At 69.9% G+C, this 15,475-nt stretch carries 12 protein-coding genes and 4 tRNA genes; 8 read left to right on the top strand and 8 right to left on the bottom strand.

Features of this window, described 5'->3' with window-relative positions; genetic code table 11:
• Window positions 1-113: 113 nt before the first annotated feature.
• The 8 genes from RBJ65_RS24995 to RBJ65_RS24960 all read right to left on the bottom strand — a co-directional run bounded on the left by RBJ65_RS24995 (window position 114) and on the right by RBJ65_RS24960 (window position 11,054).
• Window positions 114-704, bottom strand: a complete 591-nt coding sequence (locus RBJ65_RS24995; protein WP_306318780.1) for an ATP/GTP-binding protein — start codon at window positions 702-704, stop codon at window positions 114-116.
• Window positions 685-1,284, bottom strand: coding sequence for a DUF742 domain-containing protein (locus RBJ65_RS24990; protein WP_372341255.1), 600 nt, complete (start codon window positions 1,282-1,284; stop codon window positions 685-687). Before RBJ65_RS24990 ends, RBJ65_RS24995 begins: the two co-directional genes overlap by 20 nt.
• Window positions 1,285-1,377: 93 nt before the next feature.
• Complete coding sequence (locus RBJ65_RS24985) at window positions 1,378-1,791, bottom strand: roadblock/LC7 domain-containing protein (RefSeq protein ID WP_266714481.1); 414 nt, start codon at window positions 1,789-1,791, stop codon at window positions 1,378-1,380.
• A 10-nt stretch (window positions 1,792-1,801) separates the two neighbouring features.
• Window positions 1,802-5,125 (bottom strand): nitrate- and nitrite sensing domain-containing protein, encoded by a 3,324-nt coding sequence (locus tag RBJ65_RS24980; protein WP_306318779.1) that lies wholly within the window; start codon window positions 5,123-5,125, stop codon window positions 1,802-1,804.
• A 381-nt stretch (window positions 5,126-5,506) separates the two neighbouring features.
• Window positions 5,507-6,094 carry an ATP/GTP-binding protein gene (locus RBJ65_RS24975; protein ID WP_266714485.1) on the bottom strand — a complete coding sequence of 196 codons (588 nt, stop codon included), beginning with the start codon at window positions 6,092-6,094 and terminating at the stop codon, window positions 5,507-5,509.
• Complete coding sequence (locus tag RBJ65_RS24970) at window positions 6,075-6,485, bottom strand: DUF742 domain-containing protein (RefSeq protein WP_306318778.1); 411 nt, start codon at window positions 6,483-6,485, stop codon at window positions 6,075-6,077. Before RBJ65_RS24970 ends, RBJ65_RS24975 begins: the two co-directional genes overlap by 20 nt.
• Window positions 6,486-6,656: 171 nt before the next feature.
• Window positions 6,657-7,070 carry a roadblock/LC7 domain-containing protein gene (locus RBJ65_RS24965; RefSeq protein ID WP_306318913.1) on the bottom strand — a complete coding sequence of 138 codons (414 nt, stop codon included), beginning with the start codon at window positions 7,068-7,070 and terminating at the stop codon, window positions 6,657-6,659.
• A 9-nt stretch (window positions 7,071-7,079) separates the two neighbouring features.
• Window positions 7,080-11,054, bottom strand: a complete 3,975-nt coding sequence (locus tag RBJ65_RS24960) for a nitrate- and nitrite sensing domain-containing protein (protein WP_306318777.1) — start codon at window positions 11,052-11,054, stop codon at window positions 7,080-7,082.
• Between the two features lie 566 nt (window positions 11,055-11,620).
• On the opposite strand from RBJ65_RS24960, the gene RBJ65_RS24955 reads away from it, so the two are divergent.
• The 8 genes from RBJ65_RS24955 (at window position 11,621) to RBJ65_RS24920 (ending at window position 15,472) form a co-directional block, all read left to right on the top strand.
• Window positions 11,621-11,809, top strand: a complete 189-nt coding sequence (locus RBJ65_RS24955; RefSeq protein ID WP_306318776.1) for a hypothetical protein — start codon at window positions 11,621-11,623, stop codon at window positions 11,807-11,809.
• Window positions 11,810-11,910: 101 nt separating this feature from the next.
• Window positions 11,911-12,696, top strand: a complete 786-nt coding sequence (locus RBJ65_RS24950; RefSeq protein ID WP_306318775.1) for a fumarylacetoacetate hydrolase family protein — start codon at window positions 11,911-11,913, stop codon at window positions 12,694-12,696.
• Entirely contained in the window at window positions 12,689-14,173 is a 1,485-nt protein-coding gene (gene gltX / locus RBJ65_RS24945; protein WP_306318774.1) for a glutamate--tRNA ligase, read from the top strand. The genes RBJ65_RS24950 and gltX overlap by 8 nt, the downstream gene beginning before the upstream one ends.
• A gap of 79 nt (window positions 14,174-14,252) precedes the next feature.
• Window positions 14,253-14,984, top strand: coding sequence for an HAD family hydrolase (locus RBJ65_RS24940; RefSeq protein WP_306318773.1), 732 nt, complete (start codon window positions 14,253-14,255; stop codon window positions 14,982-14,984).
• Window positions 14,985-15,072: 88 nt separating this feature from the next.
• Window positions 15,073-15,144 (top strand) — tRNA-Gln (locus tag RBJ65_RS24935).
• Between the two features lie 41 nt (window positions 15,145-15,185).
• Window positions 15,186-15,258, top strand: a tRNA-Glu gene (locus RBJ65_RS24930).
• Window positions 15,259-15,289: 31 nt separating this feature from the next.
• Window positions 15,290-15,362, top strand: a tRNA-Glu gene (locus tag RBJ65_RS24925).
• 38 nt (window positions 15,363-15,400) lie between these two features.
• A tRNA-Gln gene (locus RBJ65_RS24920) sits at window positions 15,401-15,472 on the top strand.
• Window positions 15,473-15,475: the final 3 nt, after the last annotated feature.

Genomic DNA, 15,475 nt, shown 5'->3' with positions numbered 1-15,475 from the left:
GCCCTCCCCCGAGCCCGGACTGGGCTCATTGTGGCAGTGGCACATGCCGAAAGGGCCCACTCCGCAAGGAATGAGCCCTTTCGTCCGAGGGGTTCTGCGTCAGCTGTGCGTGGCTACCGCAGCCGCGCCATCAACGCATGCTCCACCAAAGTGATGAGCGTCGACTTCGCATCGGCCCGATGCCGCGCGTCCGTCGTGATGATCGGCGTATCAGGACCGATCTGCAGCGCCTCCCGCACCTCGTCCGGGTTGTACGGCTGCTGCCCGTCGAAGCCGTTGAGGGCGATGACGAACGGCAGGCCCGAGTTCTCGAAGTAGTCGACCGCCGGGAAGCAGTCGGCGAGGCGGCGGGTGTCGACGAGGACGACCGCGCCGATCGCGCCGCGCACCAGGTCGTCCCACATGAACCAGAAGCGGTCCTGGCCCGGCGTACCGAAGAGGTAGAGGATCAGGTCCTGGTCGAGCGTGATGCGGCCGAAGTCCATGGCGACCGTCGTGGTCGTCTTGTCCCCGGTGTGGGTCAGGTCGTCGATGCCCGCCGACGCGGACGTCATGACGGCCTCGGTGCGCAGCGGGTTGATCTCGGAGACGGCGCCCACGAACGTCGTCTTGCCGACGCCGAAACCACCTGCCACCACGATCTTCGCCGATGTGGTGGAACGGCTTGGAGCAGCCGGCCCTCCGCTAGAGCTTGCGAAGTCCACTGAGCACCCTTTCGAGCAATGTCACGTCTGGCTGGCCGCCGGCGCTCTCGTCGCCGCCGGGCTGATGGATCGCGACCAGTCCCGCCTCCGCGAGGTCGGCGACGAGGATCCTGGCCACACCGAGGGGGATCGTCAGGAGGGCCGAGATCTCGGCCACCGACTTGATCTCTCGGCACAGATTGCAGATCCGCTGGTGCTCGGGCAGTTGGCCCTGCAATTGGTGCGGCTGCGCTGTCGTGTGGACCAGGGCCTCGATGGCGAGCTGGTAGCGCGGCCTGGTGCGGCCGCCCGTCATGGCGTACGGGCGCACCAGGGGGTTGTTCTTCGCTGCGGGTGCGGGATTCGCGTCGGGGCGCGGCTGCGGCTGCACGGGCTGGATGCGGGGCGCGGGCGGCTGGTCGTAGGGACCGGGCTGCCGGGTCGGCCGGGCATGGCCCGAGGAGGACGGGGAGGACGGGAAGTTGTACCGGTTCTGCGACCCGTCGTCGCCCATGCCTGCCTGGTGGCCCCGCCCCTGGCCGTGGCCGTAGGGCGGCCACTGGGCCGACGAACCGCTCGGGGGTGTTGCTGAACCAGACACGAACTTCCTCCTCCGACTGCGCTGGGCACCATCACTGTGGAGCCGCGTCCGAAACCTTACGGCCCCGCGACGCGAATTCGCACCGCCTGTTTGTCAGTTGAGAAGGCTTCCCTGAAGCTCCGCCCGCAGGTCCGGCGTGAGAACCGTCCCGGCGCGGTCGACAAGAAGGGCCATCTCGTACCCAACGAGGCCAATGTCCGCCTCGGGGTGTGCAAGGACGGCGAGAGAAGAGCCGTCGGAGATGGACATGATGAAGAGGAATCCTCGCTCCATCTCCACAACTGTCTGGTTCACCGGGCCGCCCTCGAAGATGCGGGAGGCGCCCGCGGTCAACGAGGTCAGACCCGACGCGACGGCCGCCAACTGGTCGGCACGGTCACGGGGGAACCCTTCGGACATCGCCAGAAGGAGTCCGTCGGCGGAGACCACCACCGTGTGGGACACCCCGGGGGTGTTGTCCACGAAGTTGGTGATCAACCAGTTCAGGTTCTGTGCCGCCTGGCTCATCGGGCTCACACTAACGCTCCTGGTTGTAGGTGCTGTCAGGACCGAAGCCCTGGCCGTTCGTATCACTGCTGCCCTCACTGCGTCCCCGCTGTACGCCGCGACGCAGGTTGCTGAGCCTGCCCCGGACGTCCTCGGGGGCGCGGGAGATCTGCGGCCCGCCCTGCGGCGTCGACTCCGCCGTGCCCTCGACCAGGTTGGCCCTCGGCACCCGGCGCGGCAGTCCCGACGCGGTGACTCCGCCCGCCTTCGGCTTCCTGAGCTGCTCCGCGCGCTCCCACCGGGCGTCGTTGGCCGAACGCCAGGTGGTGTCCTCGTCGGAGCGGGGCTCGGGGGCCTGCGGCTGGGCCGACTGGGCCGGCTCGGGCTCCCGGGGGGCTCCCGGGGCTCCGCCGCCGCGTCGCGGCAGGCCGGCGTCGGTCAGCGCGTGGGGGGCGGAAGGGGCCGGCCCTGACGGCTGCGCCGAGGGGGCGGCGCCCTGCCCGTCGAAGCCTACGCGTTCCCGGTCCGCGGCGGCAGGGCCCGGAGCGGATTCCGCTTCGGGGCCGAACGGACCCTGGAATCCGCCCTGGTGGGGCTCCTGGTAGGCGCTCTGCGCCTGCCAGTCGGAGCGCGGCCCGGACGACCGGTCGAAGGGGTTGTACGGCTCCCGCGGAGCTTCCGCATAGCCGTCCTGCGGGCGGAGCCCCGGGGCGAATCCGTCCGGCTGCCCACTTTCGTGGGTGGGCTGTACGGGGACATATCCCTCGTACGTGCCCTGCTGCCGGTCGTCGTAGCCGACCTGGTGCTCGTCGTAGACAGCCTGCTGCGGATCGTCGTAGGCGAGCTGCTGCCGGTTGTCGTACGGGGCCTGCTGGGCGTCGTACGCGTTCTGCTCGGCGAAGGCCGGACGGTCCTGCTGCGGCTGCTGCGGCTGCTGGGGAGCCTGCTGCTGCGGCTGGAACTCGTCACGGAAGAGCGGGCGGTCCTGCGGGAGCTGTGCCTGCGGGATCGGCCCCTGAGGGGACTGTTCCTGCGGGACCTGGCCGTTGTCGTGCTGCTGCGCCTCCAGCGCCGCGCGGCGCTCCTCGCGCATCAGGGAGCGGCCGACCGGGTCCAACTCGCGGGCGTCGTCCGGGACTTCGTAGCGGCTGTCGTCGAAGCCGAGCTCCGCGGCGGTGCGCAGCGGGGCGTGCTCGAACGCGGCCTGCTTCGGGATCATCGTCGAGACGGTGAACTCGGAGTCCTCGAGGTGCTCGCCGCCACCACCGTGGGTGATCACCTCGGGGAGCATGACGAGCGACGTCGTACCCGCCTGCTCGCCCGAGGGGCGCAGCTGCACGCGGATGCCGTGCCGGTCGGAGAGGCGGCCGACCACGAAGAGGCCCATGCGCTGGGAGATCGCGGCGTCCACGGTCGGCGGGTTGGCCAGCTTGTGGTTGATGTCCGCGAAGTCCTCGGCGGTGAGGCCGATGCCCTTGTCGTGGATCTCGATCATCACGCGGCCGTCGGGGAGACGGGTCGCGGTGACGCGGACCTTGGTCTGCGGGGAGGAGAACGTCGTCGCGTTCTCCAGGAGCTCGGCGAGCAGGTGCACGAGGTCGGTGACCGCGCGGCCGTGGATCTCGGCCTCGGGCACGCCCTGCAGCTCGATGCGCTCGTACTGCTCCACCTCGGAGGTGGCGGCACGGAGCACGTCGACGAGCGGCACCGGCTGGTCCCAGCGGCGGCCCGGCTCCTCGCCGGCGAGGACCAGGAGGTTCTCGCCGTTGCGGCGCATACGGGTCGCGAGGTGGTCCAGGCGGAAGAGGTTCTCCAGCTGGTCCGGGTCGGCCTCGTTGTTCTCCAGGTCGGTGATGAGGGTCAGCTGGCCCTCGATCAGCGACTGGTTGCGGCGCGACAGGTTGGTGAAGATCGCGTTGATGTTGCCGCGAAGCAGGGCCTGCTCGGCGGCGAGCCGGACGGCCTCGCGGTGCACCTGGTCGAAGGCGCGGGCGACCTCGCCGATCTCGTCGGTCGTGACGATCGGGATGGGCTGTACGCGGGTGTCCACGCGGCCCGGCTCGGTGCGCGAGAGCTGGTCGACCAGCATCGGCAGGCGCTGCTCGGCCACGTCGAAGGCGGCGGAGCGAAGCCGGCGCATGGAGCGGGACATCTGGCGGGCCATCTGCCCGGCGAGCAGGAACGCGGCGAGCAGCGCGACCACGACGGCGGCGCCGGTGATGATCGCTTCCCGCTTGGCGTCGGCGGCGATGCCGGAGGCCTCGTTCACGGCCTTCGTCGCGAGATCCGACTCGATCGTGCGATAGGCGTCGAACTTGGCGGTGTTGACCGCCCACCAGTTCTCGGGCGTGATGCCCTTCTGGGCGAGCGCGAGACGGGCGCTGGGCTGCGTGGTGGACAGGGCCGCGACCGCGCCGACCATCTTCGTGGTCTCGGGCGGCGGGACGTACGACGGGTCCTTGGCCTTGGCCGCGGCCGCCTGCTTGGTGCCGTCGGTCTTCAGCTTCTTGACCGCGTCGTCGAACTTCTTGAGGTCCTCGGGCGTACCGCCGCCCTTGTACTCCTCGATGGCGATGTTCTCGAGGTAGGCGTACGAACCGAGCGCGGTGCGCTGACGGTTCAGGCTCGTGGCGCTGGTGCCCGGCTTCACCAGGAGGTGCATGCCGATGGACCGCTCCAGGGAGAGCGCGGCCTTGGACAGCGAGATCGCGTAGACGGTGCGGCCGTAGCTGGTGATGTTGCCGGTGCCGAGGCCGAGTTCGTTGGCGAACTCCATCAGCGGGTGCTGGATGGCGACGTAGCCCTCTTCGGTCTTCACGCCGGAGAGCTTGGAGGTGTAGGCGGCGGCGCGCAGCTTCTTCAGGTCGGGCTCGACCTTGGTGAACTGCGCCATGCGGCGCTGCAGCCCCTCCTTGTTCGGCATGTTCTCGGCCGCGGCGTGGAACTTGTCGGCGGCGGCGTCGGTGGCCGCGCGGGCCTTCTCGACCTTCGGGTCGTCCGTCTTGCCCTGGAGGAGCGGAGCGGCGGTGATGTCGCGCTCGTCGATGAGGCGGTTGCCGTACGTCAACGAGGCCTCGACGAGACGCGCGGTGCTCTCGGCGTCCTCGGCCTCCTGCCAGGTGTTGATCGAGTTCGTCACCTGGAAGCCACCCATGACGAGGCCGACGACCACGGGTATGAGGAGGATGGCGTTCAGCTTGGTGGGCACACGCCAGTTACGGGGCGACATCCGGCCACCCGACGATGCCGGCGCGGGGGCCTCGGCCGCCGGTGCGGTCCGTGCCGCGTCGCGCGGCGGCGGGGTGAAGTTGCCCCGCGCCGAAGCCGGCTCGGGACTGTTCTTGCTTCGCCTCACTCGACCAACAACCTCTCGGCGTCGGCACCTACGTTGTGCCGCTGTGTGTCTCCAGGCCCGTTCTTACTGGGCAGTTCAGCGCATTCCAGCACGTCAAGAGGCGCACCTCCAAACAGTCGGAAGCGGAACCTCCGCGTGACGCACACCCCAGATAAAACGGTCATAAAGAGCGAGCCCCGCCAAAAGGCGGGGCTCTTGTGAGCGCAGTGGAACCGGCTGTGCGCGACGTGTGTCGGTGCCCTGGGAATTCTCTTTCGAAACGTTATGAACACCACTGCTCGGCGTGTCAAAGGCCACAGGGGCCTCCGGCGAGGCTACGACAACTGCCGTACGAATCCGGCCACTTGGTGACCGAGATCCGACCGCGAACGCCGGGGCCGGCTACTTCAGGCGGGCCATGAGCGCGTGTTCCACCAGCGTGATCAGTCCGCTTTTCGCGTCGGCGCGGTGCCGGGCGTCGGTCGTGATGATCGGGGTGTCGGGGCCGATCTGCAGCGCCTCGCGCACCTCTTCGGGGGCGTACGGCTGGTGTCCGTCGAAGCCGTTGAGGGCGATGACGAACGGCAGGCCCGAGTTCTCGAAGTAGTCGACCGCCGGGAAGCAGTCGGCGAGGCGGCGGGTGTCGACGAGGACGACCGCGCCGATCGCGCCGCGCACCAGGTCGTCCCACATGAACCAGAAGCGGTCCTGGCCCGGCGTACCGAACAGGTAGAGGATCAGGTCCTGGTCGAGCGTGATGCGGCCGAAGTCCATGGCGACGGTGGTCGTCGTCTTGTCCCCGGTGTGGGTCAGGTCGTCGATCCCGGCGCTCGCCGAGGTCATGACGGCCTCGGTGCGCAGCGGGTTGATCTCGGACACGGCGCCCACGAACGTCGTCTTGCCGACGCCGAAGCCGCCCGCCACCACGATCTTCGCCGAGGTGGTCGCGCGGGCGGTTCCCACGGAGCCGTCAGAGCTTGCGAAGTCCACTGAGCACCCTTTCGAGCAGAGTCACGTCCGGCGCACCGCCGTTGGCCTCGTCGCCGCCCGGCTGGTGAATGGCGACGAGCCCGGCCTCGGCCAGGTCCGCGACGAGGATCCGGGCAACCCCCAGCGGCATCGAGAGCAGCGCCGAGACCTCGGCCACCGACTTCACCTCGCGGCACAGGTGGCAGATGCGCTGGTGCTCCGGCAGCAGCGTCATCAGGGCCGCCGGGTCCGCCGTCGTGCTCACCAGCGCCTCTATGGCGAGCTGGTAGCGCGGCCGGGTCCGGCCACCGGTCATCGCGTAGGGGCGGACCAGGGGCTGGTCGCCCTCGGGACCGTACGCGGCGTGGGCGGTGGCGCCGTACGGGTCGTGTGAGTCGGTGGGCGGGGTCATGGATCCTCCGGGCGGGACGGACAGTGCGGGGGCCTGCCGTCTGAGGGTGGGCCGGTGGGGGGATTGTGACGGCGGAGCTTCGGGTGTGCGGATTGCGTGCGCTGACTGGATTCCGGGGCCGCTGATGCAGCAGACTGCGGGGGCGGCCGGGGTTACCGGCCGTTACCCGCCTCAGTGCAAAAGGCTGCCCTGGAGTTCTGCGCGCAGGTCGGGGGTGAGCACGGAGCCCGCCCGGTCGACCATCAGCGCCATCTCGTAGCCGACGAGGCCGATGTCGCAGTCCGGGTGCGCGAGTACGGCGAGCGACGAGCCGTCCGAGATGGACATGATGAAGAGAAAGCCGCGCTCCATCTCCACCACCGTCTGATTCACCGGGCCGCCCTCGAAGATCCGGGACGCGCCGGCCGTGAGCGAGGTCAGACCCGACGCCACGGCCGCCAACTGGTCCGCGCGATCGCGCGGGAACCCCTCGGACATCGCGAGCAGCAGCCCGTCCGCGGACACCACGACCGTGTGCGAGACACCCGGCGTGTTGTCCACGAAGTTCGTGATCAACCAGTTCAGGTTCTGTGCCGCCTGGCTCATCTGGCTCAACTAACGCTCCTGCTGGTGAGTGGGGCGGGGATAGCTACCGGTGTTACCGGCCTGCCGGCCCTGCTGGATGCCCCGACGGAGATTGGTCAGCCGACCGCGCACCTCGTCCGGCGCGCGCGAGACCTGGGGACCGGTCTGAGTCTGTTGCTCCTGCGCCGTGCCCGCCACCAGGTTCGCCCTCGGCACACGCCGCGGCAGACCGGAGTGGGTGACGCCGCCCGCGGCGGGCTTGCGCACCCGCTCGGCCTGACGCATCAGGTCGTCGTTCGGGGACTGCCGCCAGTTGACCTCGGTGGGGTCGGGGGAGGCGGCGGGCGTGGCGGGGGCCTGTGCCTGCGGAGCTTGTGCCTGCGGGGCCTGCGCCTGCGGGCGCTGCGGCAGGCCCTGGTCGGGGCGCCCACCGGAGGGGGAGCGCAGGCCCTGGGACTGACCGCTCTGGGCGGCACCGTTCTGGTACTGGCCCTGGTTCTGGTTCTGGCCCGGTCCCTGGCTCTGGCTCTGGTGCTGGTTCTGGTGCTGGTTCTGGCTCTGGTGCTGGTTCTGGCCGTGGAACCAGTTCGTCTCCAACGTGTCGTACAGCGGCGTACGAGTGTCGCCGCCCGACGTGTCGGCCGGGCTCGGCGGCAGGTAGTCCTGGCGCGAGGGCTGCTCCGGTATGCCCTGGTCCTGGCCGCCGGGCCGGGGGGCGTCCTGCATCCCGTTGCGCCGGGGCGGCGTCGGGGGCGTGAACTCGAACTGGCCGGTGGCCGAACGGCCTTGGGGCTGCGCGGGCTGTGTCGGCTGCGTGGGCTGCGCGTACTGCCCGGTGTTCGCCGGGTCGCTCGGGGGCCGGTTGTACTGGCCGGAGCCGTACGACGGGTCCTGCGGACGCTGGAACGCGCCGGTGTCCGCCGGACCACCCTGCGACTGCTGAGGCTGCGGGGACTGCGGGAACTGACCGGTGGCGGACGACGGGTCCTGGACGCGCGGGAACTGAGCGGTGCCCGGGTCCTGCGGCCGGTCGTTGCCGAGCATGTCGTTGCCGAACCGGTCGTTGCCGGTCCTGTCGGCCTGCGGGCGCTCGAACTGGCCCGTACCGGACGGGTCCTGACGACCCGTGAGGCCGCCGTCCCGGAAACCGTTCGCACCCGGTCCACCGGCACCCGGCGCACCCGCGCCAGGCGCACCCGCACCGCTGCCGTCGCGCGGCCCGAAGACGTCCGAGCGGACGAACTGGCCGGAGTCCTGCGCCGGGCCGCGGCCACGACCGCCCTGCCCCGGCTGCCCCGGCTGCCCCGGCTGCCCGGCGGGCGGACCCTGCCGGTCGCCGCGGACGCGCGGGAAGCGGGCCGTGGAGTCGGGTTCGTCGTGCTGGCGCGGCGCGTCGAGGTTCGGCTGCGCGTTCTCGTCGCCCCAACTCGGCGTACGGGGCTGCGGGTTGCCGCCCGGCAGCTCGGCACGGGGGCCGCCGCGTGGGGGCAGCACCGGGCGCCCGCCCTGCTGCTCGTTCGGGTCGCTGTGGGTGCGCTGCTGCGGCGGAACGGGGCCGCTGGGCGCCTGCGGGTTGCCGAACATGTCGGAACCGCCGGACCCGGCAGCACCGGCACCAGCACCCGCCCCGGCCGGACCCTGCGGGCCACCACGCCCGGGCAGCGCCGCACGCGGCCCACTCCCGGCACCGACCTGCGGACGCCCGCCACCGGGCGCACCGGAACCGCCACCGAGGAGACCGGCCGCGCCACCGGCGTTGCCGGGCGCCTGGCCGCGCCGCGCGGCGGCGACACCGGCCGCGGCCTGCGCTGCGGCGGGGCCACCGCCACCACCGGGACCGCCCTTGCCGGAAGGCTTCTTACCGCCCTGCGCGACATCCACGGGCAGCATGACCAGCGCGGTCGTACCACCGGAGTCGGAGGGCCGGAGCTGGATGCGGATGCCGTGGCGCTGCGACAGACGGCCGACCACGAACAGACCCATGCGCCGCGAGACGGACACGTCCACGGTCGGCGGGGACGCGAGCCGCTCGTTAATGGCGGCGAGGTCCTCCGGCGACAGGCCGATGCCCGTGTCGTGGATCTCGATCAGCACTCGCCCGTCGGGCAGCGCGTGACCGGTCACCTTCACCTTGGTCTGCGGCGACGAGAACGAGGTCGCGTTCTCGAGCAGCTCGGCGAGCAGGTGCACGAGGTCGTTGACGACGCGACCGGCGACGTCCGTCGCGGGCACGGCGGCCAGCTCAATACGCTCGTACTGCTCCACCTCGGACGCGGCGGCACGCAGCACGTCGACGAGCGGAACGGGCCTGGTCCACCGGCGACCCGGCTCCTCACCCGCGAGAACGAGCAGGTTCTCACCGTTACGGCGCATACGCGTGGCGAGGTGGTCGAGCTTGAAGAGCGACGACAGCTGATCAGGATCAGCCTCACGCGACTCCAGCTCGGAAATAAGAGAAAGCTGACGCTGGATGAGGCCCTGCGAACGGCGCGACAGGTTGGTGAACATCGCGTTGACGTTGCCTCGCAGCAGCGCCTGCTCGGCGGCCAGGCGGACCGCCTCGCGGTGCACGTCGTCGAAGGCCGCGGCCACCTTGCCGATCTCGTCGCGCGAGTGCACACCGACCGACTCCACGGACGTGTCGACGTCCTGCGGGTCCGACTCGGAGAGCTCCTTGACCAGCTCGGGCAGCCGGTCCTGGGCGACCTTGGTGGCGGTGTCCTGGAGGCGGCGCAGCGAACGGATCATGGACCGGGCCACGACGAAGGCGCCGACGAGCGAGACGCCGAGCACGAGCAGGATCAGCGCACCGTTGATGATCGCCGACTGCTCGGAGGCGTTGCGCAGCTCGCGGGCCTGCTGCTCCATCTGGTTGAGCAGCGTCAGCTCGATCTTGGACATTTCCTGGATGCGCGTGGTGTCCGCGTCCACCCAGTCCTTGTACGAGCGCTTGTCCTGGGTCCTGATGCCGTCGGTCTTCGCCAGCACACGGTTCGCGTAGTTGTCCGCGGCCTTGATCGTGGAGTTGTTCTCCTCGATCGGCTTCAGCAGCTCCTGCGCGGGCACGGGTCCGTACACGGCCTTGAAGGACTGGAGCTGCGACTTCTGGTTCTCCGCCGCCGCGAGACCGTACTGCCGGTCGGTCTCGGAGAGCTTGCCGAAGCGGGAGCTGTTGGGCGGCAGGGCGGACGCGATGATGGCGCGCTGCTCGGAGGCGTACTCCTTGGCGGAGGAGAAGGCCGCGAGCGCGCGGGTGCGCTGGATCATCTCGGGGCTGCTGGTCGCCTGCGCCATGTCCGTGGACAGGGAGAGCAGCTCGTTGACGATGCGGCTGTAGGAGTCGACGGTCTGCGACGCGTTCGACTTGTCCGCGTACGCCTCCTGCCGGATCTTGCCGAGGGAGATCAGCTCGCTGGCGATCTGCACCGCGTGCTCGCGCACACCGTTCAGGCCGCCGGTGTCGCCGTCGGCCTTGATGTCGGTGGTGCTCTGCAGGAACGCGTTCTTGGCGCGGGTGGTCTTCTCCCGCGTCGACTTGACGCTGAAGTCGCTCGCCGACGCGCCGTTGGACAGCGGGCCCGCCGCCTGGTCGCGCTCCTCCTGGAGCGCGGAGGCCAGCTCGGTGGCCTGCTTGGTCATCTCGGTCAGCAGCTTCATGTTGTCGAGCTGCTGGATGTCATTCAGGGACTCGGCGATACGCAGCGCGCCCAGCGAGGTCGCCGCGACCACGGGCAGCGCGAGCAGCGAGACGAGACGCGTCGAAATGCGCCAGTTGCGCAGCGCCATCCGGGAACCGGGGCCCGTGGGGCCCTTGGGCTTCGCCGGAGACGGCGCGGCCGAGCCCGACGCACCGCCGCGGCCGTCGGTCTCCGAGGTCTCGACGGACGCGGTGCGTCCCGGGTTCTGGGCGTGCGGGGGCCGGCTGCCACCGGCTGTCGGGCCGGTCCCGCCGCGCGGCTCCGGCTCCGCCGCAGCGCTGCCATCCCTGTTCTTACGTCCCTGCACTAGCGTCGCAACCTCTGGACCAGGCGCCCCGCCCGCGTGCGCGGACAAGACGGTGTCGGCGTCGTTCGGAGGGCGACCTGAAACGCCCCCCTGTGGTCGTGAGTGACCGGCGCTGGCTACCCCCTCCCGCCGCTGCTCGGCGCTGCGTTGCGCCCGTGCGCGCCGGTTCGTACCCGCGGCGGTCCACGCGATTCCAGCACAGTGCAGGATCTCCAACAAGGCCCGAGGGAGCTGCCGCACCCAGTGTGACGCGACGTAAGAGGAGAGTCACGAGACGCCGAATCCGACCTGCTCCAACCCGCCCAATACGGGACTTTCCGCGTACGCCTGGGGGGTGTCCCAGTCGCCATGATCGGGAGCGGAATAGTGGCTTCAGTTACGCAATGTCCGTTTCACGGGCGGGAGTTGAAGGCCCGAAGTGCCCCATTTGCACAGGCTCCCGTGAGGAAACTCACACGCCGCCCATCGCAACTTCCCGGCTTTCGGCGGGAATCAGATGTTTAGCCTGACGCATTACAGGGATGGCCCCCCCTCACACACTACGGAGAAGGTTCCAGAGCGCTGTCATGACGAAGACGATGATGTTCCAGAACATTGCCAACCCGCGGCGCACGACGCTGGCGCACCTCGCGGACGGCGAAGAGATCCAGGCCGCGCCCGCCGTCCCGGAACACTCGGCCGCGCTCCCCACGAACACCGCCAACCCGAAGCGCACCATCCTGATGGTCGCCCCGGAGACCGCCCCGGCGGCGTAACAACCGGGCCGACGGCGTCGGCCCCACCGCGTTAGCCTGGGTCGGTCACATCCCACCCGGGCCAACGCCGGAAATCCAGAAAATAAGGGGCGCAGCAAACCGTGCGCATCGCCAGATTCTCCATCGACGGGAACGTCGCCTTCGGCGCGGTCGAGGGCGACAAGCCTGACGAGCTCGTCCTCGACATCATCAAGGGCATCCCGTTCGCGGACTTCGAACTGAGCGGCACGAAGGTCCCGCTCAACAAGGTGCGGCTGCTGCCCCCGGTGCTCCCGAACAAGGTGATCGCCTTCGGCCGCAACTACGCGGAGCACGCGAAGGAGCTGGGCAACGAGGTTCCGGACACCCCCTTCGCCTTCTTCAAGCCCTCCACGTCGGTGATCGGCCCCGACGGCGAGATCCAGTACCCGGGCTTCTCGCAGGAGCTGCACCACGAGGCGGAGCTCGCCGTCGTCATCGGCCGCATGTGCCGCGAGGTCCCGCGCGAGCGCGTCAAGGACGTCATCTTCGGCTACACCGCCGCCAACGACGTCACCGCCCGCGACGTACAGAAGCGCGAGAAGCAGTGGGCCCGCGCCAAGGGCTTCGACACGTCCTGCCCGCTCGGCCCCTGGGTCGAGACGGATCTGACCCTCGAAGCGGCCTCCGACCTCACCATCCAGTGCACGGTCAACGGCCAGCAGCGCCAGCTCGGCCGTACGTCGCAGATGATCACGTCCATCGAGGACCTGGTCGTCAACATCTCCGAGGCCATGACGCTGCTCCCCGGCGACGTCATCCTCACGGGCACCCCGGAAGGGGTCGGCCCGCTCGCCGTCGGCGACGAGGTCGCCGTCAGCATCGAAGGCATCGGCACTCTCACCAACAAGGTTGTCAAGCGTGGCTAGCGCACCCTCGTCCCCCGTCCGCGTCCGTTTCTGCCCCTCGCCCACCGGTAACCCGCACGTGGGCCTGGTCCGCACCGCCCTGTTCAACTGGGCCTTCGCGCGCCACAACCAGGGCACCCTGGTCTTCCGCATCGAGGACACCGACGCGGCCCGCGACAGCGAGGAGTCGTACGAGCAGCTCCTCGACGCGATGCGCTGGCTCGGCTTCGACTGGGACGAGGGCCCCGAGGTCGGCGGCCCGCACGCGCCGTACCGGCAGTCCCAGCGGATGGACCTCTACAAGGACGTCGCCGACAAGCTCGTCGAGGCCGGCAAGGCGTACCCCTGCTACTGCTCCACGGAGGAGCTCGACGAGCGCCGCGAGGCCGCCCGCGCCGCCGGCAAGCCGTCCGGCTACGACGGCCACTGCCGCGACCTGACCGCCGAGCAGAAGGCCGCGTACGAGGCGGAGGGCCGCAAGCCCATCACCCGCTTCCGCATGCCGGACGAGCGGATCACGTTCAACGACCTGGTCCGCGGCGAGATCTCGTACGAGCCGGAGAACGTGCCGGACTACGGCATCGTCCGCGCCAACGGCGCCCCGCTCTACACGCTCGTCAACCCGGTCGACGACGCCCTCATGGAGATCACCCACGTCCTGCGCGGCGAGGACCTGCTCTCCTCCACCCCGCGCCAGATCGCCCTCTACTGGGCGCTCCAGGAACTGGGCATCGCCAAGCTGGTGCCCGAGTTCGGCCACCTGCCGTACGTGATGGGCGAGGGCAACAAGAAGCTCTCCAAGCGCGACCCGCAGAGCAGCCTCAACCTCTACAGGGAGCGCGGCTTCCTCCCCGAGGGACTGCTCAACTACCTCTCCCTCCTCGGCTGGTCCCTCTCCGCCGACCGCGACATCTTCTCCATCGACGAGATGGTGGCCGCGTTCGACGTCAAGGACGTCCAGCCGAACCCGGCCCGCTTCGACCTCAAGAAGTGCGAGTCGATCAACGCCGACCACATCCGGCTTCTCGACCCGAAGGACTTCGCCGAGCGCTGCGCCCCGTGGCTGAAGGCCCCGTTCGCGCCGTGGGCCCCGGAGGACTTCGACGAGGCGAAGTGGGCGGCCATCGCGCCGCACGCGCAGACCCGCCTCAAGGTCCTCTCCGAGATCACGGACAACGTCGACTTCCTCTTCCTCGCGGAGCCGGTCTTCGACGAGGCCAGCTGGAACAAGGCCATGAAGGAGGGCTCCGACGCCCTCCTCGCCACGGCCCGCGAGAAGCTCGACGCGGCCGACTGGTCGTCCCCCGAGTCCCTCAAGGAAGCCGTCCTCGCCGCCGGCGAGGCCCACGGCCTCAAGCTCGGCAAGGCCCAGGCCCCGGTCCGCGTCGCCGTGACCGGCCGCACCATCGGCCTGCCCCTCTTCGAGTCCCTGGAGATCCTGGGCAAGGAGAAGACCTTCGCCCGCATCGACGCGGCCCTGGCCAAGCTCGCCGCGTAGCCACTAACCACGCGCGCGTAGCCACGCGAAAGCCCCGGAAGCGACCCGCTTCCGGGGCTTTCGCGATTACGGTCGAGGCATGCCGCACAGCACTGGGATCAAGGCCGTGGTCTGGGACATCGACGACACGATCTTCGACTACGCGACCGCCGACACCGTCGGCATGCGCGAGCACCTCACCGTGGAGGGCCTGCTCGACGGCTTCGGGAGCGTCGAGGAGGCGCTCGTGCGGTGGCGGGCCGCCACGCGCGAGCACTGGGCGCGCTTCGAGGCGGGGGAGGCCGACTGGGAGGGACAGCGCAGGGACCGCGTACGCAGCTTCGTCGGGGGAGCGATGGAGGACGACGAGGCCGACGGCTGGTTCGCCCGCTACCTCGCCCACTACGAGGCCGCGTGGAGCCTCTTCCCCGACACAGTCCCGACCCTCGACGCCCTCGCCGACGGCTACCGGCACGCGGTCCTCTCCAACTCCTCGCTGCACAACCAGGACCGCAAACTGCGCGCCCTCGGCGTACGCGACCGCTTCGAGGCCGTCCTGTGCGCCGCCGAACTCGGTGTCGCCAAGCCCGAAGCGGCCGCCTTCCACGCCGTCTGCGAGCAGCTCGCCCTCGCGCCGCACGAGATCGCGTACGTCGGTGACCAGCCGGACACGGACGCGCGCGGAGCCGTCGACGCGGGCCTGAGCGGGATCTGGCTGGACCGCGCGGAACTGGGCGGCCGACCCGAACTCGTACGCATCACAGGGCTCGAGCAACTGCCTGCGCTGTTGGCGGGGGATACCCGTTTTGGAGCGCAGTCCACCTTCGGGTAATGTTCTTTCTGCGCCAAGGGGAGCGGGCCGAAAGCCCGGGACCCGGAAGCGCAAGCCAAGCAAGATCCCTTCGGGGGTTGAGTTTCGGTGGCCTATGGTGTAATTGGCAGCACGACGGTTTCTGGTTCCGTTAGTCTAGGTTCGAGTCCTGGTAGGCCAGCTCGCAGAGCTCATCTGCATCGTGGATATGGCGTCCACAAAGCCCCCGTTGTGTAGCGGCCTAGCACGCCGCCCTCTCAAGGCGGTAGCGCCGGTTCGAATCCGGTCGGGGGTACTGATCTCGGCCAGTCCGAGGTCACGCTAGGGCCCCCGTTGTGTAGCGGCCTAGCACGCCGCCCTCTCAAGGCGGTAGCGCCGGTTCGAATCCGGTCGGGGGTACGCATTGAGTTCGCAGGCCGCAAGGTCTTGAACTTCAGTGGTCTATGGTGTAATTGGCAACACTACGGTTTCTGGTACCGTCATTCTAGGTTCGAGTCCTGGTAGACCAGCTT

Origin of the sequence: Streptomyces sp. KL109B, assembly GCF_030766935.1 — a bacterium.
GTDB lineage: Bacteria > Actinomycetota > Actinomycetes > Streptomycetales > Streptomycetaceae > Streptomyces.
Note: the sequence above shows the minus strand (reverse complement) of the source record. Positions and strands in the feature narration are given on the sequence as shown.

Bases quoted from the DNA above. Each gene is read 5' to 3' on its own strand.
- RBJ65_RS24985 (WP_266714481.1), bottom strand. From the start codon at position 1,791: ATGAGCCAGGCGGCACAGAACCTGAACTGGTTGATCACCAACTTCGTG.
- RBJ65_RS24970 (WP_306318778.1), bottom strand. From the start codon at position 6,485: ATGACCCCGCCCACCGACTCACACGACCCGTACGGCGCCACCGCCCAC.
- RBJ65_RS24965 (WP_306318913.1), bottom strand. From the start codon at position 7,070: ATGAGCCAGGCGGCACAGAACCTGAACTGGTTGATCACGAACTTCGTG.
- RBJ65_RS24955 (WP_306318776.1), top strand. From the start codon at position 11,621: ATGACGAAGACGATGATGTTCCAGAACATTGCCAACCCGCGGCGCACG.
- RBJ65_RS24940 (WP_306318773.1), top strand. From the start codon at position 14,253: ATGCCGCACAGCACTGGGATCAAGGCCGTGGTCTGGGACATCGACGAC.